Origin of the sequence: Pseudomonas mandelii (genome assembly GCF_024138395.1) — a bacterium.
Lineage (GTDB): Bacteria > Pseudomonadota > Gammaproteobacteria > Pseudomonadales > Pseudomonadaceae > Aquipseudomonas > Aquipseudomonas mandelii_E.
The window spans coordinates 1-21163 of record NZ_JAMYDU010000022.1 but is presented as its reverse complement, the minus strand read 5'-3'; the positions used below and the strand labels follow the sequence as shown (position 1 = coordinate 21163).

The following is a 21163-nucleotide window of genomic DNA, read 5'->3' as shown; positions in this document are numbered from 1 at the left end:
CGTGTCGGTTTCGAGGCGCGCATGGTGGCCGATGCAGATGACGGCGCCGTGACACAGGACAGCAATCGGCTAAATGGTTTCGTTATTTGTCGGAAAGCCGGGGCAGGCCGGAGCGCTTTCGGTAGAATCCGCGCCGCGGTCGTCGGTTGGGCGTCTGCCACACTGGGTCTGCCTGAGGTTTGTGATGTCGCTGCAATTGATTTCGTTCTTTACCGCTCATCCTGCCAAATTGATCAACCTGCTGGCTTTGCTGTTCGCCTTCCCGGGCGGCTGGTTGCTGCACGCCACCCGTCGTCGCGAACAGCGCGCCTTGGCCAGTATCGAGGCGCAGCGCCAAAGTCGTCCCAGTGAAGAGCCAACGCTGGATTGGGCGACCCTGCGCATGAACCGGTTTTTCTACCGCTTCGGCTTCGCCTGCCTCGGGATGGCATTACTGGTGTCGTGGATCAGCACGCGCGTCTGAAAATCAAAAGATCGCAGCCTGCGGCAGCTCCTACATTGACCGAGGACACACGATATTCCACATGTATGCGCAATTCCCCGTAGGAGCTGCCGCAGGCTGCGATCTTTTGATCTTGCATAAAGAAACGGCGCCCGAAGGCGCCGTTGTCGTATCCAGCCAAAAACGCTTAAAGCGGCAACCCGGCCTTCACCCGGTACTGATTACGCACCGGCGTCGCATATTGCAGCACCATAAACGGACGATGCTCCTCAGGGCAGGCATCCAGCCGACGCTGCCATTCTTCCTGCGCCTTGGCCAGTTCATCCACCGCAAACACCTCGGCCGCTTTCGGCACCTGCAGTTGCGGGTCGGCGTCTTTCCACTGCGCATACGCCAGGTAGTGCACCGGGAACAACCGGTAGCCGCCGAGGATCTGCTTGTCCATTTCGATCGCCAATTGCTTGGTGTCTTCGAATAATTCGGTGATAGGCGCAGCGAAGTTCACGTGGACCCGGCCTTTGTAACCGGTGATGCCTTTGGCGATGCTGACGTCATCCTCGCCCGGCGCCTTGGTGTAGCTGCCGGTGGTGGCGCGGATGTATAGCTCGCGGGCCTTGGCCTGGTCGCACGGGTCGTATTCGTAGCTGATCGACACCGGGGTGAGGTTCAGCGAGCGGATGACTTCGCCGAACGGCTCGTCCTTGCGGCTCATGTGGAACATCTTGAGGATCGCCGACTCGGTGCGGTCGTCGCCGTCCTTGGCCCGGCCTTCAGCCTGGGCGATCCAGATCGAGGCGCAGTCGTTGCGGATCGAGTGGTTGATGTACGCCGACAACAGCTGATACGCCGCCATTTTTTCCCGGCGACCGGTGATCGAACGGTGCACGATGAAGCTCTTGTTCAGGCGCATCAAATCGCTGACAAAAGGCTTTTGCAGCAGGTTGTCCCCAATGGCGATGCGCGGGGTCGGCAGGCCGGCGTGGTACACGGCGTAGTTGACGAAAGCCGGGTCCATCACGATGTCGCGGTGGTTGGCGATGAACAGATAGGCGCTGCCGGACTTGAATTGCTCCACGCCGGTGTAGGTCACCCCGTCCGTGGCGCGCTCGATGGTGTGGTCGACGTAAAACTCGACTTTGTCCTGCAAGGTGGCCACCGACGTGATGCCGGCGAACTCACGGCGCAGCCGATGCGCTATAAGAGGTTTGAGCATCCAGCCGAAGGCACCGGCATAGCGCGGGAAGCGGAAGTGGATGAGGATATCTAGAAACGCCTTGTCACCGAGCAGCCGGTTCAGCACTGCCGGGACTTCGCTGTCGTCGTAAGGTCGGATGGCATCGAATTCGCCCATCATGCTCTCTTGTTAGAAACGGCTAGGGTAAGTAAAGGTTTTGTTCGAAAACCAACGGGGCACGGTCTGAAAAGTTAGCCAGACAAAAATAGCCCTGCAAATAGACCGGCGATTATACGCACAAGTCACTTGGGAGACCGCGATGCTGGAAACTGCGCAGTATGAATGTCCGTATTGTGGTGAAGTGATTGAGACTTCTGTAGACCTGTCAGGAGGCGATCAGACCTATATCGAGGACTGTCAGGTGTGTTGTCGGCCGGTTACGTTTGTGTTGCAGGTTCACGGCGAGGAATGGCATCTCGAAGTTTTCAGTGAAAACGAGTGAGAGGTGTCTATGCAGCGAATCTACGAACCGGAAAACCTGATGGAAGGCGAATTGCTGCAGAGCATGCTCGCCAGCGAGGGCATCGAGGCGCACCTGGTTGGGCGTGATTTGGTCGGCGCCACCGGGGAGTTGCCCATGTTCGGCCTGCTGGGCTTATCGGTCGACAACGATCAGGCCGAATACGCCCGGGAGTTGATCACCGCGTACAATGCCGCGCTGCCGCTGTCCGGCGATGAACCGGACAGTTTTCCCGGCACGCTGGTCTGTTAGGCTGACGTTCGTTTGATCAAGAGTCGTATTGCCCCATGTGTGGACGTTATGCCCTGTTTCGCTGGAACCCCGCCTTCGCGGCCCTGCCCGGATTCCCCGCCGATCAGCAGGCCCAGTGGAATATCTCCCCCAACGATTCGGTGTTGATGTTGCGTGCCGGCGCAGACGGGCAACGTGAGTTGGCCCGCGCCCGCTGGGGCCTGACGCCGCCGTGGCTGACCGACCTGTCTCGCACCCCGGCCCATGCCCGCGCCGAAACCGTTGCCGAACAACCGATGTTTCGCGAAGCCTTGCGCCTGCGTCGTTGCCTGCTGCCGGCCAATGGTTTTTACGAATGGCGCGGCACCACCCGCAAACGTCCGTACTGGCTGACCCCGGGGGAGGGCTCGGCGCTGTTCTTCGCGGCGATCTGGGAGGCGTATCCGGTGCAGGAGCAGGTGTGGTTGAGCACGGCGGTGATCACCCAGCCGGCTTCGAGTCAGCGTCGGCCGCTGATTCTCGATGCGGCGGGGCAGGAAGCCTGGCTCAATCCCGAAACCCCATTGCATGCCCTGCAGGCGTTGCTGGCCAGTGAGCCCGCGGCGTTGCGTGAGCGGGTGCTGGCGAATCTGGTGAATGATCCGAAGCTCAATGGGCCGGAGTGTTTGACGCCGGGTTGAGCGCGTAATGATCGTTCCCACGCTCCGCGTGGGAATGAATCCCGTGACGCTCTGCGTCACAGTGGACGCGGAGCGTCCATGGCTGCATTCCCACGCAGAGCGTGGGAACGATCATTGAACCCTAAACCTTGAACTGATTGATCAACCGCCGCTGTTGTTCCGCCAACCTGGTCAAATCCGCACTGGCCGCGCTCGATTCATCCGCTCCACCGGCCACTTCATTGGCCACTTGCCCGATGTTGATCACGTTACGGTTGATATCGTCCGCCACCGCGCTTTGCTCCTCGGCAGCGCTGGCGATCTGGGTGTTCATGTCGTTGATCACTGACACCGCTTGCGTAATGGTCTCCAGCGCCTCGGCAGCTTTCGCCGCGTGCTGCACACTTTCATCGGTGCGGTTCTGGCTGTCTTCCATGACCCGCACCACATCGCGGGTGCCTTGTTGCAGATGCTGGATCATGGTCTGGATTTCTTCGGTGGCCTTCTGGGTTTTCTGCGCCAGGTTGCGCACTTCATCGGCCACCACCGCAAAACCCCGGCCCTGTTCACCGGCCCGCGCGGCTTCGATGGCGGCGTTCAAGGCCAGCAGATTGGTCTGCTCGGCGATGCCGCGAATGGCCGTCAGGATCGCATTGATGTTTTCGCTGTCCTTCGCCAGGGTCTGCACCACGCCAACGGCTTTGCCGATTTCGATGGCCAAAACGCCAATCGAATTCGACGTATCCCGGACGATTTGCATGCCCTGCGCCGCTGCCTGATCCGCATGACTGGCGGCTTGCGCGGCCTGAGTCGCGTTGCGCGCGACATCTTGGGCGGTGGCGGTCATTTCATGCACGGCGGTCGCGACCTGATCGATCTCGGCCATTTGTTTATGCACACCGATATTGGTGCGAATGGCAATGTCGGCGGTGTGTTCCGACGAATCGCTGACGCTCTGCACCGAGGTCACCACTTGGGTGATCATCGCCTGCAACTTGGCGAGGAAGGTGTTGAAGCCCTTGGCGATCGAGCCCAATTCGTCGGCGCGGTCGCTGGTCAATCGGCGGGTCAGATCGCCTTCGCCTTGGGCAATATCGTCGAGCATCGCGACCATTTGCTTCAGTGGCCGGGCAATGCCGTGGCCCACCAGCCAGATCACCAACAAACCGATACCAGCGATCAACAGCCCAACCATGGCCATGCCAAAGGTGTCGGATTTGCGCTGTGCGTCCAGGTCACCCTGAAGTTTTTGCAGATCGGCCATTACCGCGTTCAGCGGCAGTTGCAGCATCAAGGTCCAGCGGGCGTCGGTCTGGCCGATGCCGAACGGCAAGTACAACTCGATCCGGTCTTGGGCGTTGTCGACGGTGTAAGTCACTTCGCCGCGCTTGAGATTGGCCATGTGGGCAATCTGTTTGCTGTCGAGAATGTCGCTGACCTTTTCGCCGAACTTGCTTGGGTCTTTGGTGTAGGCGACGATCCGTCCGTTACCGCCGATCAAGGCCATTTCCCCAGCGCCGCTGTACAGTTTCTGATTCGCCCCCAGAAGCATTTCCTGGATGAAGTTCACCGACAGATCGGCGCCGACGATGCCCTGAAACGCGCCGTCGAGCATGATCGGCTCAATGAAGGACGCGAGCATGACGATCTTGTCGCCGACCTTGTAGGGCGCCGGATCGATCACGCAGGATTTTTTGGTTTCTTTCGAGCACAGGTAGTACTCGCTGGCGCGCACGCCGGTGGACAGGGTTTTCTGGTCGTCGACGTCCACCAGTTTGTCCAGGCCCAGGCTGCCGTCTTCATTGCGGAACCACCACGGCAGGAAGCGCCCGTTGCTGGCATCGATGCCGGCCACTGGAGTGTCGACGTAGGCCGCGTCGTTGTGGTCGAGGGCGTTTTTTTCCCAACCGATGTAGGTGCCGAGAATTTTCGGGTTCCGGGCGACGTTTTCCTTGATCAGACTGATCAGTTGCTCACGGCTTAGGCTCAATTGTGGCTGGCCATCGGCGCCTGGGGTACCGATCAACGCGTTGACCCGCACCAGCCCGCCGGCAATCAGCAGCGGTGCTTCGAGTTCGCGCTGGATCTGGCTGACCTGGGTTTGCGCCAGCGACGTCAGGCGCTGTTCGATGACTTGCTCGAACTGCGCCTGTGTCCGTTGCTGGACCATGTCTTGGGTCCGGGCGCCGGAAAACAGCGCGTACAGCACCAAGGCAGCAACGACGCTGAGCACAATGGCGCCGGCCAGGGCGGCAACGGAAAACTGGATCGACTTGAATTTCATGGGTGCTCCGCACGCAAGAGGACGTCTGCGGTGCTGTATCGGCAGGGTGGCGAAGAGTCATGAGCGAAGTGTTAACGAATTGGCTGTTTTGAAGTGCTGAATGTCGCAAATGAATCATTGCTGACCGTGATCGGCCGTGGCGGGCGCTGTTATGTGAAATTTTTCCTACGGTGATTAAGGGCGTTGTCTGAAATGTACGTGTTACACGTCCGTTGTATCTGGCGCCGATACAAATCCCCACCTAGGATACCCGGCATGTTTCCAGGGAGCTTCTTGATGAATAAGACATTGGTTTTGTGTGCACTGAGCGCAGGTCTGCTGCTCGCCGGTTGTCAGTCGGTCAACACCACCAGCGGTGGCGCCGTGGGCGTTGAGCGCAAGCAATACATGTTCAGCATGTTGTCGACCTCCGAGGTCAACCAGATGTACGCCCAGTCTTATCAAAAGACCGTCGGGGAGGCGAGCAGCAAAGGTGTGCTGGACAAAACCAGTAATAATGCGAAGCGCGTTCAGGCGATCTCCAGTCGGCTGATTGCCCAGGCGCCGGTGTTCCGTCCGGATTCGGCTCAGTGGCAATGGGAAGTGAACCTGATCAAGAGCGACGATCTCAATGCTTCTTGCGGGCCTGGCGGCAAGATCATTTTCTACTCCGGGCTGATCGACACCCTGCAACTCACCGACGACGAAATCGCCGCCATCATCGGCCATGAAATCGCTCACGCCTTGCGCGAACACGGTCGTGAAGCGATGTCCAAGGCCTACGGTATCGAAATGGCCAAGCAGGGCGCTGGTGCGTTGTTCGGCCTGGGCGAGGGCGGCCTGGCCCTGGCGGACACCGTGGCCAAATACGGCATGACCTTGCCCAACAGTCGCGGCAATGAAAACGAGGCAGACTTGATCGGCCTCGAATTGGCCGCCCGCGCCGGTTACAACCCGAACGCCGCGATCTCGCTCTGGAACAAAATGAGCAAAGCCTCGAATGGCGCACCGCCAGAATTCTTGAGCACTCACCCGGCGTCGGCCAGTCGGATTGCTGCCTTGCAGGCGGCGATTCCGAAGGTGATGCCGTTGTATGAGCAGGCCAGGAAATAGTCATGCGGTGAGGCTGCTGTCGCCATCGCGAGCAAGCTCGCTCCCACAGGTTTTGTGCCGTACACAAATGATGTAATCGACCGAAAACCTGTGGGAGCGTGGCTTGCCCGCGAAGAACGATAACGCGGTACTACTGACCTACCGCGTCAAACCCACCCACTGCTCTGCATCGCCTTGTACACCGCAACAATTGCCAGGACCAGGAACGCCGACGCCGCCAAGCGACGGATCAGGGTCAAGGGGAGTTTGTCCGCGGCAAAATTACCTGCCAGTACCACCGGCACGTTGGCAATCAACATCCCGACGGTAGTGCCGATGATCACCAGCCACAAATCCGGGTATTGCGCGGCGAGCATCACGGTGGCGACTTGGGTCTTGTCGCCCATTTCCGCAAGAAAGAACGCAATCAATGTAGTCAGGAACGGCCCGAATTTGCGGGCGGTGCTGGCTTTGTCTTCGTCCATTTTGTCCGGCACCAGCGTCCACAGGGCCGTGGCGGTGAAGCTCGCGGCGAGGATCCAGTGCAACGTCGCATTCGAGAAGAAGCTGCCGAACCAGGCGCCTACCGCACCGGCTGCCGCGTGGTTGGCCAGAGTCGCGGCGACGATGCCGGCGATGATTGGCCAGGGTTTGCGAAAGCGGGCAGCGAGAATGAGCGCGAGCAGTTGCGTCTTGTCGCCGATTTCGGCTAAGGCAACGATTGCGGTGGGAACGAGCAGAGAGTCCAGCATCATCAGGGTTTTCCTAAGGGGCGGGTCGACACGGCTATGACACGTACAGCCTTCCCGCCCCGGGTAAGGTGTTCGTGTCATAGGTCTTGTCAAACCCTGCGATCCGTCTGATGCGGACGCTTGGGTCGCATACGCCATGGTCTGAGGACCAAGTATGTTGACGTATGCCGGACGAGCATGGCGCTCGTGGGAGACTACTCCCCTAGGACGGAGCGGATTCTGCCTAGGCAAATCCGATTGGGCAAGCCCCAATGCCGCTTTTCGTAGGAGCCAGGCTTGCCGGCGAAGGCTCTCTTGAGGGCGTCTTCGCCGGCAAGTCGGATCGCCGCATCGCTGGCTCCTACATGTCCGATTTGCGCTTGGGGTAAGCCCTGTTTTGCAAAAGTGTTATCAGCCGCGCTTGGCCCGGTAGATTCGGAAACCCTGTCCTTCAGCCTTGATCGCACACACGCCCAAGTGCTCTTCGATCAGCGGTTGATACTTCAGGAAGCTATTCGCTACCAGTCGAAGTTCGCCGCCGTTTTTCAGATGTTTAGCCGCTTTTCGCAGCAAGTTCTCGGTGGCGAAGTAATCGGTGTGTACGCCGACATGGAACGGCGGATTGCTCAGAATCGCGCTCAAACCCATGGGCGCGGCATCGATGCCGTCACCGGTCATGACCTCGGCGTCCAGGCCGTTGGCGGCCAGGGTCAGGCGACTGCTGGCGGCGGCAAATGCGTCCACATCGAGCAGGGTGACCTGGTTGTGCGGATAACGCCGCTTGACCGCCGCCCCCAATACACCCGCGCCGCAACCGAAGTCCAGCAAGTGGCCGCTGGGCAGTTTGTCCAGATGCTCGAGCAGCAGGGCGCTGCCGCGATCCAGTCGACCGTGGCTGAACACGCCCGGCAGGCTGATGACTTTCAATGGGCCTTCGGCCAGTGGCAGCTCATACTCCTGGGCCAGGCTTTCCAGCGACTTGGCTTCGGGTGCATTGGCCACGGTGACCTGCCAGAGCTGGCAATGCCGTGCGCTGTCGAGCTTGCGGGGTTTACCGAAAGGGTTCAGTTGCTTGGCCGCGCCTTCGATGCCGCTGCGCTTTTCGCCCACCAAATACAACTCACGGCCGGCCAAACGAGAGGCGAGGGCATTGAGAATGTAATCGGTCAGGTCTTTGGACTTGGGCAGAAACACCACGGCGCTGTCGAACTCGCGCTCCGGCGCATTCACGCCGAAATGACTGCGCTCGGCGAAACGGGCGTCCAGCGCCGCTTGATCACCGGCGTGCCAGCACCAGCCATGGGCATCGGGCAAGCGGCCCAGCAAATCATCGGCGGGCAAACCGGCCAGCAGCACCGGACCCTGGAATAACTCAGCCTGACGAAGCAGTACTTCACTGCGCGGATCCATACTCTGCTCCTTGAAAAAAAGTGCGGCAGTTTATCAACTGACGACCCGCAGCGCTTTACCGCTGAAGTAGCCTTGGGCGTTTTCGGTCAACTGGCCAACGATTCGCTGCCGCGCCTCGCGACTGCCCCAGGCGTTGTGCGGGGTGACGATCAATCGTGGAATATCCTGGGCCAGCAGCGGATTGCCCGCGGTGGGCGGCTCGACGCTCAATACGTCGGTGGCCGCGCCGCCCAAGTGACCGTTGCGCAGTGCATCGGCCAACGCCTGCTCGTCAATCAAACCACCGCGCGCAGTGTTGACCACGAAAGCACCCGATTTCATCGAGGCCAGTTCGCGGGCGCCGATGAGGTGGCGAGTGTGTTCGTTGAGCGGGCAGTGCAGGGTCAGTGCGTCGATTTGCGGCAGCAGTTCACTTAGCGGCAAGCGATCCGGTCGGGCAGGGCGCCCCGGAATCTGCCCCAGCAATATGCGCATGCCGAACGCCTCGGCCAACCGCGCCACGGCACTGCCCAGTTCACCGTGGCCGAGCAGGCCGAGGGTTTTGCCTTCGAGTTCGACGATCGGATAGTCCAGCAGGCAGAACTGTTTAGCTTGTTGCCAGCGACCTTCGGCGACGGCTTTTTGATAATCGGCCAGGCGCGTCGCCAGATTCAGCAACAACATGATTGTGTGCTGAGCCACCGACGGCGTGCCGTAACCCTGGCAGTTGCAAACGGTAATCCCGTGGGCGCGGGCGGCGGCGAGGTCGACGTTGTTGGTACCGGTGGCGGTGATCAGGATCAGCTTCAGCTCGGGGCTGGCCGCCATGGCCGCCGCATCGATCGGGATTTTGTTGCTGATCGCGACAGTAGCGCCCTTTAGGCGTTCGATCACCTGATCAGGCGTGGTTTGCGCGAACAGCTGCAAGTCGCTGAAACACTCACGAAGTGGGTTGAGATCGAGGTCGCCGAGGTCCAGGGACGGATGGTCGAGGAAAACGGCGCGGCGAGAGTTCGTCATCAACTGTACCTTTTGTGCATTGAACTGAAGGCGTAATCTGCCGAGCCTACCAGATGAAACAATTGGTAATGCTGCCGAAGGCTGCGTTCGCTGTAGGAGCGAGGCTTGCCCGCGAAGCAAGCACCGCGGTGTATCTGATGCACCGCGTTATCGTTCTTCGCGGGCAAGCCTCGCTCCTACAGGAATGCACAGATTGCGGTGGCCACAGATTTCACAGATGCCATGGGTGTGGTTCATCCTTGGAAAAATTTCAATTGATCGCCCTGCCCAAAAGGAGCCCCGATGTACTGGACAGAGTTTTTGACCGTCGCCCTGATTCACCTGCTGGCCGTCGCCAGTCCCGGCCCGGACTTCGCCGTAGTGGTGCGTGAGAGCGTGACCCACGGTCGTCGTGCCGGAACCTGGACGGCGCTGGGCGTTGGCTCGGCGATTTTCCTGCACGTCGGTTATTCGCTGTTGGGTATCGGGCTGATCGTGTCTCAGTCGATCGTGCTGTTCAACGCCTTGAAATGGGCCGCCGCCGCGTACCTGCTGTACATCGGCTTCAAGGCCCTGCGTGCACAACCGGCCCCACCTGCGGCTGACGACCTGCACCAGGAGGCCGGCGAACGTACCGCGCGTGGCGCCTTCACTTCGGGATTTGTGACCAATGGCCTGAACCCGAAAGCCACGCTGTTTTTCCTGTCGCTGTTCACCGTGGTGATCAACCCGCACACGCCATTGGCGGTACAGGCCGGTTACGGGATTTATCTGGCGGTGGCGACGGCAGTCTGGTTCTGCCTGGTGGCGATGCTGTTCAGCCAACAGCGCGTGCGCGCCGGTTTCGCCCGCATGGGCCACTGGTTCGACCGGACCATGGGCGCGGTGCTGATCGCCATCGGCGTGAAACTCGCGTTCACCGAGATGCACTGATTTCCTGAAATAGGCACAAAACCCCGTAGGAGCTGCCGCAGGCTGCGATCTTTTGATCTTGGCGACTTTCGCTACCTCTGAAGATCAAAAGATCGCAGCCTGCGGCAGCTCCTACGCGGGGTTAAGCTGCACGTTCGTACCTGCAAATGCTGGCGCAAAGCTAGCATTTATACAGTTGTGCAAATCATCCCTTCGGCTGATTTGGCTGGCGCTCAAGGGCTCTAGAGTGCTTAGCTTTAAAAGCCAAGACCGTGCAGTCAGAAAAGGGACTCTTATGTTGCAGACTCGCGTTATCCCTCCAGCCGAGGGCGCTTACCAGTATCCGCTGTTGATTAAACGGCTGTTGATGTCGGGCGCTCGTTACGAAAAAACCCGCGAGATCATTTACCGTGATCAGTTGCGTTACACCTATCCGACCCTGATCGAGCGGGTCGCGCGGCTGGCCAACGTGCTGACAGCCGCCGGCGTGAAGGCCGGGGATACCGTGGCAGTGATGGACTGGGACAGCCATCGCTACCTGGAATGCATGTTTGCCATCCCGATGATCGGTGCAGTAATCCACACCATCAACGTGCGCCTGTCGCCGGAACAGATTCTCTACACCATGAACCACGCCGAGGACCGCTTCGTGCTGGTCAACAGCGAGTTCGTCGGGTTGTACCAGGCGATTGCCGGGCAGCTGACCACGGTGGAGAAAACCCTGCTGCTGACCGACTTGCCGGAAAAAACCGCCGACCTGCCGAACCTTGTCGGCGAGTACGAGCAACTGCTGGCCGCCGCGAGCCCGCAGTACGACTTTGAAGACTTCGACGAAAACTCGGTCGCCACCACGTTCTACACCACCGGCACCACCGGTAACCCCAAAGGTGTGTATTTCACCCACCGCCAACTGGTCCTGCATACCATGGGCGTGTCGACCATCATGGGTTCCATCGACAGCGTGCGCCTGCTGGGCACCAACGATGTGTACATGCCGATCACGCCGATGTTCCATGTGCATGCCTGGGGTTTGCCGTATGTAGCGACCATGCTCGGGCTCAAACAGGTCTATCCGGGCCGTTACGATCCCGAGTATCTGGTAGAGCTTTGGCGCAAGGAGAAGGTGAGTTTTTCCCACTGCGTGCCAACCATTCTGCAGATGATCCTCAATGCCAAGGCCGCGCAAAACACCGATTTCGGCGGCTGGAAAATAGTCATCGGCGGCAGTGCGCTGAATCATGCACTGTACGAAGCCGCCAAGGCCAAGGGCATTCAATTGACCGCCGCGTATGGCATGTCGGAAACCGGGCCATTGGTCTCATGCGCTCACCTCAACGATGAGCTGATGGCCGGCACCGAAGACGAACGCACCACGTACCGGATCAAGGCCGGTGTGCCGGGGCCGTTGGTCGAGGCGGCGATCGTCGATACCGACGGCAACTTCCTGCCTGCCGATGGCGAGACCCAGGGCGAATTGGTGCTGCGTGCGCCGTGGCTCTCCGAGGGTTATTTCAACGAGCCAGAGAAAGGCGCCGAGCTCTGGGCCGGGGGCTGGCTGCACACCGGCGACGTGGCGACCCTGGACAGCATGGGCGTGATCGACATTCGCGACCGGATCAAGGACGTGATCAAGACCGGCGGCGAGTGGATCTCCTCCCTGGACCTGGAAGACTTGATCAGCCGCCACCCCGCGGTACGCGAAGTAGCAGTGGTGGGCATCGCCGATCCGCAGTGGGGCGAGCGGCCGTTTGCGCTGCTGGTAGTCAAGGAAGGGCATGAGATCGGGGCAAAAGAGCTCAAGGAACACCTCAAGCCATTCGTTGAGCAGGGGCACCTGAGCAAGTGGGCCATCCCGAGCCAGATCGCCATTGTTACTGAAATTCCCAAGACCAGTGTCGGTAAGCTCGACAAGAAGCGCATCCGCGTCGACATCACCGAATGGCAGGCCAACAACAGTACCTTCCTCTCGACGCTTTAAGCGTCATCTGGCGCGTCGAAAACGGCGCGCCAGACCCACCAAGCAAGCGCTTGGCTTGTGAAATCCAAATTTTCAGCCATCCTTGCCGTGCCGACATGTGTCGGACTGGCGAAAGGACTGTTCCAGAGTGGCCGGCAGCTGCAAATCACACTTTAGAGGGATCAAGCACTACTACCTGCTGGCTATAGTCCGCTCAAGGAATTTTTAAGAACGGAGCGCGCACAAAACGGGGCGATGCAACTTTGGAGTGACGTCGGAGCCGCTTGGCTTCCGGTCACCCACAACGTTTTTAAAAGTACTCAGCCATAACAATAATGCACATGGAGTAGCGTCGATGACATCAGTAAACCAGTTCTGGCGCCGGGCGAAACTGCCCCTGGCAGTCAGTCTCGCCTCTTCGCTCGCCGGGCCTGCATTCGGCGTCAGTTTCAACGTCGGTGAGATCGAAGGTCAATTCGACTCATCCCTGTCGATCGGAGCCAGTTGGTCTACTCAGAGCCCGAACAAGAACCTCATCGGTGTCAATAACGGGGGCCACGGCCTGTCCCAGACGTCCGATGACGGTCACAACAACTTCAAGAGCGGCGAAACTTTTTCGAAGATCTTCAAGGGCATCCATGACCTTGAATTGAAATACGGCGACACTGGTGTCTTCGTCCGGGGCAAATACTGGTACGACTTCGAACTCAAGGATGAAAGCCGCGAGTTCAAGGACATCAGCGACGAAAATCGCAAGGAAGGCGCCAAGTCCGCCGGCGGCCAGATCCTCGACGCCTTCGTCTACCACAACTACGCCATTGCCGATCAGCCGGGTTCCGTGCGTCTGGGCAAGCAGGTTGTGAGCTGGGGTGAAAGTACCTTCATTGGCGGCGGCATCAACTCGATCAACCCGATCGACGTGTCTGCGTTCCGTCGTCCCGGCGCCGAGGTCAAGGAAGGTCTGATCCCGGTCAACATGTTCTACGTCTCCCAGAGCCTGACCGACAACCTGTCGGCCGAGGCTTTCTATCAGCTCGAATGGGACCAGACGGTTGTCGATAACTGCGGCACCTTCTTCTCCCAGCCGGACATCATTGCCGACGGCTGCGACAACAACCTGCGTGTGCTGAACAAGCGTTCGACCATTCCGGCCATCGCATTGGGCCCATTGGCCGCCGCGGGCGTCGACGTCAACGAAGAAGGTGTGCTGGTGCGTCGTGGTCCCGACCGCGATGCGCGGGACAGCGGCCAGTGGGGCGCGTCCTTGAAGTACATGTTCGAACCGCTCGATACCGAGTTCGGCGCGTACTTCATGAACTACCACAGTCGGGCGCCGATTTTCAGCGCCACAGGTGCTCCGCAATCGATCTACAACGGCGTGGCAGCTTTGCCGGCGGCGTTCCGCGCGCTGGGGCCGCTGGTGGTCGCAGGTAATTCCGAATACTTCGTCGAGTACCCGGAAGACATCCGCCTCTACGGCTTGAGCTTCTCCACCACCCTGCCTACCGGTACGGCCTGGAGCGGTGAGATCAGCTACCGTCCGAATGCGCCGGTGCAGCTCAATTCCACCGACATCCTGTTCGCTGGCGTGCGCCCATTGGGCGGTGCCTTGGCCAACGCTTCACTGCTCCCGGGTATACCGGGTCAGGATCTGCACGGCTATCGCCGCAAAGAAATCACCCAGTTCCAGACCACTCTGACGCACTTCTTCGATCAGGTCATGGGCGCCAGCCGTCTGACCCTGGTGGGCGAAGTGGGCGTGACCCATGTTGGCGGCCTGGAAAGCAGCTCCGACATTCGTTACGGCCGTGACCCGGTCTACGGGCCTGGTGAACTGCCGGCAACCGGCGGCCTCAACACCTGCTCGGCGATCCTCAACACCAGCACCATCAACGGTGCTGGCCCGGGTGCTGCTACCAACAACCGCAGCCGCAACTGCGACGACGAGGGCTTTACCACCGCGATGTCGTGGGGTTATCGCGGTCGCGCCATCTGGGAATACAACGACGTATTCGCCGGTGTGAACCTCAAGCCGAACGTGGCCTGGTCCCACGACGTGAGCGGTTATTCGCCTGGCCCTGGCGGCAACTTCGAGGAAGGTCGTAAAGCGGTGAGCCTGGGTGTCGATGCCGAATACCAGAACACCTACACCGCGAGCCTGGCCTACACCAACTTCTTCGACGGCAAGTACACCACCGTGGATGATCGCGACTTTGTTGCGCTCAGCTTCGGCGTGAACTTCTAAGCACTGTATTTTCAGGACGAACACATTTATGAAAATAACAAAGAGTCTGTTCCACGTTGGCGTTCTGGGGCTTTCGCTGCTGGCAACTGGTGTCATGGCGGCGGTCCCGGCGGCCGAAGCGGACAAGCTGGGCAAGAGCCTGACCCCGATGGGCGCCGAGATGGCGGGCAACGCCGACGGTTCGATCCCGGCCTGGAAACCGATGCCGAAAAACGCCGGTGCCGTGGACAGCAAGGGTTTCCTGGCTGACCCGTTCCCGAGTGAAAAACCGCTGCTCACCATCACTGCGCAAAACGTCGACCAATACAAGGACAAGCTCGCGCCGGGCCAGTACGCGATGTTCAAGCGCTACCCGGAAACCTTCAAGATGCCGGTCTACCCGTCCCATCGCGGTGCCACCGTGCCGGACGAGGTGTTTGCCTCGATCAAGAAGAACGCCACCAACACTAATCTGGTGTCCGGCGGCAACGGTCTGGAAAACTTCGAAACCGCGATCCCGTTCCCGATTCCGAAAAGCGGCGTTGAAGTCATCTGGAACCATATCACCCGTTATCGCGGCGGCAGTGTGACCCGCCTGATAACCCAGGCCACACCGCAGCCGAACGGCTCGTTCAGCCTCGTGTACTTCGAGGACCAGTTCGTGTTCCGCGACAGGATGAAGGATTACGACCCAAAAAATCCGGGCAACATTCTGTTCTACTTCAAGCAGAAAGTGACCGCGCCGGCACGTCTGGCCGGTGGCGTGCTGCTGGTACACGAAACCCTCGACCAGGTTAAGGAACCGCGTTCGGCGTGGGTCTACAACGCCGGGCAACGCCGTGTGCGTCGTGCGCCGCAAGTGTCCTATGACGGGCCGGGTACCGCGGCCGATGGCCTGCGTACCTCCGACAACCTGGACATGTACAACGGTGCGCCGGATCGCTACGACTGGAAGCTCGAAGGCAAGAAAGAGATGTACATCGCCTCCGACAGCTACAAGCTCGATGATCCGAAATTGAAGTACGCCGACATCATCAAGGCCGGTCACATCAACCAGGACCTGGCTCGCTATGAGCTGCGTCGGGTCTGGCATGTGGTCGCAACCCTGAAGGAAGGTCAGCGCCACATCTACGCCAAACGTGACTTCTACATCGACGAAGACACCTGGCAGGCGGCGGTGGTCGACCACTACGACGGTCGCGGGCAACTGTGGCGCGTTGCCGAGGCTCACTCCCAGAACTACTACGACAAGCAAGTGCCGTGGTATACCCTCGAAACCTTGTACGACCTGCAATCGGGCCGCTACCTGGCTCTGGGCATGAAGAACGAAGAGAAGTCGGCATATAACTTCGGCTTCACTGCCAGCACCGCAGACTTCACCCCGGCAGCCTTGCGTCAGGAAGGCGTTCGCTAATACGTTGTAAACCGAGGCCGCATCCTCGAAAAACGCCCCGACTGGTTCGGGGCGTTTTTTTTGAAGTTCATAAAGATCGTTGTAGCAGCTGCCGAGCTTGCGAGGCTGCGTTCGGCTGTAGCAGCTGTCGAGCCCCAGCGAGGCTGCGTTCGGCTGCGAAGCAGTCGTAAAACCAGAGATTGCAATACGTCAGGCAAACCGCGTTAGCCGGATTCACGACTGCTTCGCAGCCGAACGCAGCCTCGCAAGCTCGGCAGCTGCTACGAGCCTGGTGTGGCTGGTCCGGTTTACCGACGCTTCTGTTCGTAGTCTTTTTGTAGCCATTTGTAGCAATAACCTTCAATAGCTCTTCGTTTACGGCTAGGCTGCGGACATAACGCCGCCATCAGCATTTCAAACAAGAGCCGGCCATGACCGATCTGTCCCCACTTCCGGGCCCTGCAAGTGTTGCCGTCGCCACATTGGACGGGCGCTTTTTCCGGCCTCCGCTGCCCGACGGCCATGTGCTGCGGCCGCGTTTGTGCGAGCGTCTGAGCGCCGGCCTCGGTGGCAGGCTGTTGCTGGTCAGTGCGCCAGCGGGGTTCGGCAAGAGTTCGTTGGCGGTGGAGTTTTGCCAGGGGTTGCCCGATCACTGGCAAAGCCTGTGGCTGGGGTTAAGCCCGCGGGACAACGATCCCGGCCGTTTTCTTGAGCGTTTGCTCGAAGGCCTTCAGGAGTATTTTCCGCAACTGGGCAGCCAAGCGCTGGGGCTGCTGAAAATGCGCCAGCGTCATCAGCCGTTCGCCTTCGAAGAATGGCTGGACGGTTTGCTCGATGAACTGGCTGTGCACCTTTCACCCGGTACGCCGCTGTTGCTGGTGCTCGATGACTATCATCTGGCCCAGAGCCCGGTGCTTGATCGTTGCCTGCAATTTTTTCTCAATCATTTACCCGATGGTCTGCTGGTCATGGTCACCAGTCGGCAACGTCCCGACTGGCATCTGGCACGCCTGCGACTGTCGCGGCAACTGCTCGAGTTGCATGAACAGGATCTTCGACTGACCCACGATGAAGCCCTGAGCCTGCTTGATCGGCACAGCATTTCATTGCGTGGCGAGGCGCTGGAGAGTTTGATCCAGCGCAGCGAGGGGTGGGTGGCCGGGCTGCGCTTCTGGTTGCTGGCGGCCTCCGAGGCGGGCAGCGAGAGCGCATTACCTCAATCGCTGTACGGTGGGGAAGGGCTGATTCGCGATTACCTGCTCGAAGAGGTCATCGATTGCCTGCCCGCCGAGGTGCAGTCATTCCTGTATGACACCGCGCCTCAAGAGCGCTTTTGCAGCGAGTTGTGCGACGCCGTGCGCGAAGCCCATGACAGTGCCGAGATCCTGCGTTTCCTACTGGCGCATCAGGTGTTTCTGGTGCCGCTGGACGAACACGGTCACTGGTATCGCTATCACCACCTGTTTTCCGACCTGCTGCGCAGCCGGCCCACCGCTCAGGCGATGGTGCCGACAGCCAGCCTGCATCTGCGTGCCTGCCGCTGGTTCAACGCTCAAGGGTTACTCGATGAGGCGGTAGAGCAGGCGTTGCGTGCCGGGCATCTGGATGTTGCGGCGAATCTGGTACAAAACCTCTCTGAAGAACAGCTGCTGGCCGAGCAGAACGTCGGCATGCTGCTGCGCTGGAAAATGGACTTGCCCGACAGCCTGCTGATCAGCACGCCACGGCTGATCGTGCTCTACAGTTGGGCATTGGGCCTGGCCTGCCAACTGGACGCAGCCGAGGAACTGGCCAGCCACTTGAGCCGCTTCCTGCCAGCGCCGTCGGCCACTGCTCAAAAGTCCATGCTGGCGCAATGGCTAGCCCTGAGCGGCATCATTGCCCGGGGGCGAGGCAATCGTGAACTGACGCTGCTGTATTGCACCGAAGCGCTGGAGAGCCTGCCGGCCAAACGCTATGGGCAGCGCCTGATGTGCCTCTCTACATTGTCGAACCTGGCCATTGCCGACAGCGACCTCTGGCGTGCCCGGGGGCTGAATCGTGAATCCCTTGAACTGGCACAACGAGTCGGCAATCCGCTGTTCGAGGCGCTGGCCCATTACGACCGCGCCCGCGTGCTGCAAGCCCGTGGGGAGATTCTTCGCTCACTGGATGAAGTCCGCCAAGGGCTGCAACGCCTGCAAGGCTTATCCCCGCAACGGCTTTATGCAGTGCGTGCACGGTTGACCTTATACGAGGGTTTTTTGCTGGCGCTGCGCTTGCAACCCCAGGCCGCGCGGGCGCGTTTGCTCGCGGGTTTGGCCGAAGCGCGTGCCTGTCGCGACATCAGTGTGCTGATCGGCCACTGCGTGATTGCCCGTCTGGAGGGCAGCAGTGGCGAGTTCGCCAAAGCCTTCGCCGAACTCGCCGAGGCCGAGCGCCTGATGCACATCTGGGACGTCCCGCCGATTTACTACCTGGCGATGATCACCCTGGTCAAATGCGAACTCTGGCTGGCCCAGGGCCGTACCGACCTCGCCGAAGCCTGGCTCGCGCGACTGGGCCAGACCTACAACGGCGAGCAGCCAGCGGCTCCGCCGGAATTCCATCCACAACTGCCGCTGCACATTGAACTGCAACAGGCGGTGCTGGATGTGATGAAAGGCCAGCCCATGCTCGCTGAAGGGCGCTTGAATGCATTGCATGAACACGGTCAGCACAGCGGCCGGCAGATGCTCAGCGTGATGGCGCTGAATCAGAAAATCATGCTGTTGCTGGCGGGCGGGCGCGAATCCGAGGCTCGCAAGGCATTGACCCAGGCTTTGGAAGCAGCCGCCGGTGGTGTCCTGCAACCGTTTGACCAGTTGTTGGCCGAACACCCGGACTGGCTGCGCGGGCAACTTCAACTCTGTGCGTCCACGGCCGTTTCGCAGAGCCTCTCGGAAAAACTTCCAGCCATGGCCTCCCGGCCGGTAGTGGAATCATCGCCTGCTGCCGAACAACTCAGTACGCGTGAACTGGCCGTTCTGCGACTGATCGCCCAAGGGTGTTCGAACCAGGAAATCAGCGATCAGTTGTTCATTTCGCTGCACACCGTGAAGACTCATGCCAGTCATATCAACAGTAAGTTGGGGGTAGAACGCAGGACCCAAGCGGTGGCAAGGGCGAAGGAATTGGGGGTGTTGGTTTAGCTGAGGGACCATTGCATCTCTTAAAGAAAAACGCCCCGAACAAGTCGGGGCGTTTTTCATGGTATTGCCGTTGTCACGCCACCAGATCGTTGGCACTAAAGGTGTCCACGCCTACTAGCTGGATTTCGAAGTCTGCACCCAGCGTGCCGTTGACGTTGCCGTACAGCACATGATCTTCGAAACGCAGTTGTCCCGCTCCTGTGAATGCATTCGAGTCAATGAAAGTGAAGGCGTTGAACGCAGTGGTGAGGATATTGGCATCGAGTTTCGACAGGTCAATCTTGTCGCCCTGCAGGCTGCTGAAGTCGGTGATGACGTCACTGTTTGTCCATTTGCCCAGCTCGCTCAGCAAATTGAAAACAAACCGATCGGCACCAGCGCCGCCCGTGAGAGTGTCTGCGCCCAGACCTCCCACCAGTAGGTCATTGCCGATGCCACCGTCGAGCAGGTCATTGCCCGCTCCGCCATTGAGCAGGTTGTTGCCGCTATTGCCGGTCAGCACGTTATTCAGAGTGTTGCCGGCACCGTTGAGGTTATTGCTGCCGGTGAGGGTGAGGTTTTCCAGGTTGGTACCCAAGGTCCAGCTCACCGAAGAGCGCACGGTGTCGATTTCGCTCGCCAGGGTACTGGTTTCGGTGACCGCGTCCTTGAGGTTATCGACGACGTAGGTGTCATTGCCGCTGCCGCCGATCATCACGTCGGCACCGGTTCCACCGTCCAGAACGTTGTTGCCGCTGTTGCCAGTCAAACGGTTGCCCAAGGCGTTGCCGGTGGCGTCGAGGTTGTCGCTGTCGGTGAGGGTCAGGTTCTCGAGGTTGCTGCCCAGTGTGTAGCTGATAGACGACAGGACCGTGTCGATCTCGGCCAGCGAGGTGCCGCGTTCGATCACCGTATCGCCGACATTGTCAACGATGTAGGTATCGTTGCCGGCACCGCCGTCCAGGGTGTCGGCGCCAACCTTGCCGTCGAGGAGGTTGGCGGCGGCGTTGCCGATGAGACTGTTGTCGAGCTCATTACCTGTGAGGTTCAACGCGGTCGCACCGAGCAGCACGCCGTCTTCGACGTTGGCCGACAGGATATAGCTCACCGTCGTGCGGATCAGGTCGCGGCCTTCATCCGCCAATTCGGTGACATTAGTGGCGTTATCAGTAATGACATAGGTGTCATCACCACTGCCGCCGCTGAGGACGTCCGCGCCCACGCCGCCATCCAGCCAGTCATTGCCGCCCCCGCCTTGCAAGTCGTTGACGTAGGCATTGCCGAGCAGGATGTTGTTCAGGTCGTTGCCGATCACGGTGAAGGCACCGAGGCCAGTGAGGGTGACGTTCTCGACATTCTGCAGGTTGTTTTGGCTGAGGTCGACGGTGCTGGTGGTCGGGGTCGAGGCGTAGCTGATGTTCAGCAGGTCGCGACCCTGATCGGCAGTTTCCTGCAACAGCGACAATTCGCCGAATTGGTCGAGGACATAGGTGTCGTCGCCAGCACCACCGCTCAGCGTATCCAGCCCCGCGCCACCGTTGAGCACGTTGTTCCCACTGTTGCCATTCAGTACGTTGTCCAGGGCGTTGCCGACTCCGTTGAGATTATTGGTCCCGGCAAGGATGAGATTTTCCACGTTGGCACTCAGGGTCCAACTGACCGAGGAACGTACGGTATCGATTTCACTCGCCAGGGTGCTGGTCTCGGTGATCACGTCTTTGAGGTTGTCGACGATGTAGGTGTCGTTGCCGGAGCCGCCGATCATCAGGTCGGCGCCCGCGCCGCCATCGAGGGTATCGGCGCCGGCCTTGCCGTCGAGGAGGTTGGCGGCGGCGTTGCCGGTGAGGCTGTTATCGAGCTCATTGCCCGTGAGGTTCAAGACCGCCGCGCCGAGCAGCACGCCGTCTTCGATATTGGCCGAGAGGGTGTAGCTCACCGCGGTGCGGATCAAATCGCGGCCTTCATCAGCCAGTTCGGTGACCTTGTCGGCGACGTTGTCGATGACGTAGGTGTCGTCGCCGCTGCCGC

Annotated in this window: 15 protein-coding genes, 2 pseudogenes and 1 riboswitch; of the genes and pseudogenes, 10 read left to right on the top strand and 7 right to left on the bottom strand. The window is 59.9% G+C overall.

Going from position 1 to position 21163, the window contains the following annotated elements:
* Positions 1-184 precede the first annotated feature (184 nt).
* Complete coding sequence (locus tag NHU87_RS23345; protein ID WP_253552793.1) at positions 185-463, top strand: hypothetical protein; 279 nt, start codon at positions 185-187, stop codon at positions 461-463.
* Between the two features lie 166 nt (positions 464-629).
* Here NHU87_RS23345 and NHU87_RS23340 read toward each other — a convergent pair whose 3' ends face one another.
* Positions 630-1796, bottom strand: coding sequence for a 1-acyl-sn-glycerol-3-phosphate acyltransferase (locus NHU87_RS23340; protein WP_253552791.1), 1167 nt, complete (start codon positions 1794-1796; stop codon positions 630-632).
* A gap of 139 nt (positions 1797-1935) precedes the next feature.
* Here NHU87_RS23340 and NHU87_RS23335 point away from each other — a divergent pair, with 139 nt between their 5' ends.
* Genes NHU87_RS23335 through NHU87_RS23325 form a run of 3 tightly spaced genes read left to right on the top strand, consistent with a single transcriptional unit; the run spans position 1936 to position 3047 of the window.
* Positions 1936-2118, top strand: a complete 183-nt coding sequence (locus NHU87_RS23335) for a CPXCG motif-containing cysteine-rich protein (protein ID WP_237885268.1) — start codon at positions 1936-1938, stop codon at positions 2116-2118.
* Positions 2119-2127: 9 nt separating this feature from the next.
* Positions 2128-2388 (top strand): putative signal transducing protein, encoded by a 261-nt coding sequence (locus tag NHU87_RS23330; RefSeq protein ID WP_253552790.1) that lies wholly within the window; start codon positions 2128-2130, stop codon positions 2386-2388.
* A 35-nt stretch (positions 2389-2423) separates the two neighbouring features.
* Complete coding sequence (locus NHU87_RS23325; RefSeq protein WP_038981601.1) at positions 2424-3047, top strand: SOS response-associated peptidase; 624 nt, start codon at positions 2424-2426, stop codon at positions 3045-3047.
* A 121-nt stretch (positions 3048-3168) separates the two neighbouring features.
* Here NHU87_RS23325 and NHU87_RS28715 read toward each other — a convergent pair whose 3' ends face one another.
* Together NHU87_RS28715 and NHU87_RS28710 are read right to left on the bottom strand one after the other, a co-directional pair.
* Positions 3169-3912, bottom strand: coding sequence for a methyl-accepting chemotaxis protein (locus NHU87_RS28715; protein WP_437180852.1), 744 nt, complete (start codon positions 3910-3912; stop codon positions 3169-3171).
* Positions 3913-4023: 111 nt separating this feature from the next.
* Positions 4024-4221: pseudogene (locus NHU87_RS28710) on the bottom strand (HAMP domain-containing protein); the annotation flags it as partial.
* A 1365-nt stretch (positions 4222-5586) separates the two neighbouring features.
* Here NHU87_RS28710 and NHU87_RS23315 point away from each other — a divergent pair.
* Entirely contained in the window at positions 5587-6402 is an 816-nt protein-coding gene (locus NHU87_RS23315; protein WP_253552788.1) for a M48 family metallopeptidase, read from the top strand.
* A 146-nt stretch (positions 6403-6548) separates the two neighbouring features.
* On the opposite strand, the gene NHU87_RS23310 is transcribed toward NHU87_RS23315, so the two are convergent.
* The 3 genes from NHU87_RS23310 to NHU87_RS23300 all read right to left on the bottom strand — a co-directional run bounded on the left by NHU87_RS23310 (position 6549) and on the right by NHU87_RS23300 (position 9521).
* Complete coding sequence (locus tag NHU87_RS23310; RefSeq protein WP_253552868.1) at positions 6549-7133, bottom strand: TMEM165/GDT1 family protein; 585 nt, start codon at positions 7131-7133, stop codon at positions 6549-6551.
* Between the two features lie 91 nt (positions 7134-7224).
* A riboswitch (yybP-ykoY riboswitch) is annotated at positions 7225-7349 on the bottom strand.
* Positions 7350-7523: 174 nt separating this feature from the next.
* Complete coding sequence (locus NHU87_RS23305) at positions 7524-8522, bottom strand: class I SAM-dependent methyltransferase (RefSeq protein WP_253552787.1); 999 nt, start codon at positions 8520-8522, stop codon at positions 7524-7526.
* A 33-nt stretch (positions 8523-8555) separates the two neighbouring features.
* Positions 8556-9521 carry a 2-hydroxyacid dehydrogenase gene (locus tag NHU87_RS23300; protein WP_253552786.1) on the bottom strand — a complete coding sequence of 322 codons (966 nt, stop codon included), beginning with the start codon at positions 9519-9521 and terminating at the stop codon, positions 8556-8558.
* Between the two features lie 282 nt (positions 9522-9803).
* Here NHU87_RS23300 and NHU87_RS23295 point away from each other — a divergent pair, with 282 nt between their 5' ends.
* From NHU87_RS23295 to NHU87_RS23275, 5 genes are all read left to right on the top strand, one after another.
* A complete protein-coding gene (locus tag NHU87_RS23295; RefSeq protein ID WP_253552784.1) occupies positions 9804-10433 on the top strand; it encodes a LysE family translocator in 630 nt (209 codons plus the stop codon).
* Between the two features lie 274 nt (positions 10434-10707).
* On the top strand, positions 10708-12390 hold the full coding sequence (locus NHU87_RS23290; protein ID WP_253552782.1) for a fatty acid--CoA ligase: 1683 nt from the start codon (positions 10708-10710) through the stop codon (positions 12388-12390).
* Positions 12391-12724: 334 nt separating this feature from the next.
* The gene (locus NHU87_RS23285; protein WP_253552780.1) at positions 12725-14614 is read left to right on the top strand and encodes a DUF1302 domain-containing protein; all 1890 of its coding nucleotides are present in this window, start codon (positions 12725-12727) and stop codon (positions 14612-14614) included.
* Between the two features lie 28 nt (positions 14615-14642).
* The gene (locus NHU87_RS23280) at positions 14643-16007 is read left to right on the top strand and encodes a DUF1329 domain-containing protein (RefSeq protein ID WP_253552778.1); all 1365 of its coding nucleotides are present in this window, start codon (positions 14643-14645) and stop codon (positions 16005-16007) included.
* A 410-nt stretch (positions 16008-16417) separates the two neighbouring features.
* Positions 16418-19156, top strand: a complete 2739-nt coding sequence (locus NHU87_RS23275) for a LuxR C-terminal-related transcriptional regulator (RefSeq protein WP_253552776.1) — start codon at positions 16418-16420, stop codon at positions 19154-19156.
* A 73-nt stretch (positions 19157-19229) separates the two neighbouring features.
* On the opposite strand, the pseudogene NHU87_RS23270 reads toward NHU87_RS23275, so the two are convergent.
* Positions 19230-21163, bottom strand: a pseudogene (locus NHU87_RS23270) (calcium-binding protein); the annotation flags it as partial.

Excerpts from the sequence above, each read along its gene's own strand:
- NHU87_RS23345 (WP_253552793.1), top strand. The coding sequence starts at position 185 with ATGTCGCTGCAATTGATTTCGTTCTTTACCGCTCATCCTGCCAAATTG.
- NHU87_RS23340 (WP_253552791.1), bottom strand. The coding sequence starts at position 1,796 with ATGATGGGCGAATTCGATGCCATCCGACCTTACGACGACAGCGAAGTC.
- NHU87_RS23335 (WP_237885268.1), top strand. The coding sequence starts at position 1,936 with ATGCTGGAAACTGCGCAGTATGAATGTCCGTATTGTGGTGAAGTGATT.
- NHU87_RS23330 (WP_253552790.1), top strand. The coding sequence starts at position 2,128 with ATGCAGCGAATCTACGAACCGGAAAACCTGATGGAAGGCGAATTGCTG.
- NHU87_RS23325 (WP_038981601.1), top strand. The coding sequence starts at position 2,424 with ATGTGTGGACGTTATGCCCTGTTTCGCTGGAACCCCGCCTTCGCGGCC.
- NHU87_RS28715 (WP_437180852.1), bottom strand. The coding sequence starts at position 3,912 with ATGGCCGAGATCGATCAGGTCGCGACCGCCGTGCATGAAATGACCGCC.
- NHU87_RS23315 (WP_253552788.1), top strand. The coding sequence starts at position 5,587 with ATGAATAAGACATTGGTTTTGTGTGCACTGAGCGCAGGTCTGCTGCTC.
- NHU87_RS23310 (WP_253552868.1), bottom strand. The coding sequence starts at position 7,133 with ATGCTGGACTCTCTGCTCGTTCCCACCGCAATCGTTGCCTTAGCCGAA.
- NHU87_RS23305 (WP_253552787.1), bottom strand. The coding sequence starts at position 8,522 with ATGGATCCGCGCAGTGAAGTACTGCTTCGTCAGGCTGAGTTATTCCAG.
- NHU87_RS23300 (WP_253552786.1), bottom strand. The coding sequence starts at position 9,521 with ATGACGAACTCTCGCCGCGCCGTTTTCCTCGACCATCCGTCCCTGGAC.
- NHU87_RS23295 (WP_253552784.1), top strand. The coding sequence starts at position 9,804 with ATGTACTGGACAGAGTTTTTGACCGTCGCCCTGATTCACCTGCTGGCC.
- NHU87_RS23290 (WP_253552782.1), top strand. The coding sequence starts at position 10,708 with ATGTTGCAGACTCGCGTTATCCCTCCAGCCGAGGGCGCTTACCAGTAT.
- NHU87_RS23285 (WP_253552780.1), top strand. The coding sequence starts at position 12,725 with ATGACATCAGTAAACCAGTTCTGGCGCCGGGCGAAACTGCCCCTGGCA.
- NHU87_RS23280 (WP_253552778.1), top strand. The coding sequence starts at position 14,643 with ATGAAAATAACAAAGAGTCTGTTCCACGTTGGCGTTCTGGGGCTTTCG.
- NHU87_RS23275 (WP_253552776.1), top strand. The coding sequence starts at position 16,418 with ATGACCGATCTGTCCCCACTTCCGGGCCCTGCAAGTGTTGCCGTCGCC.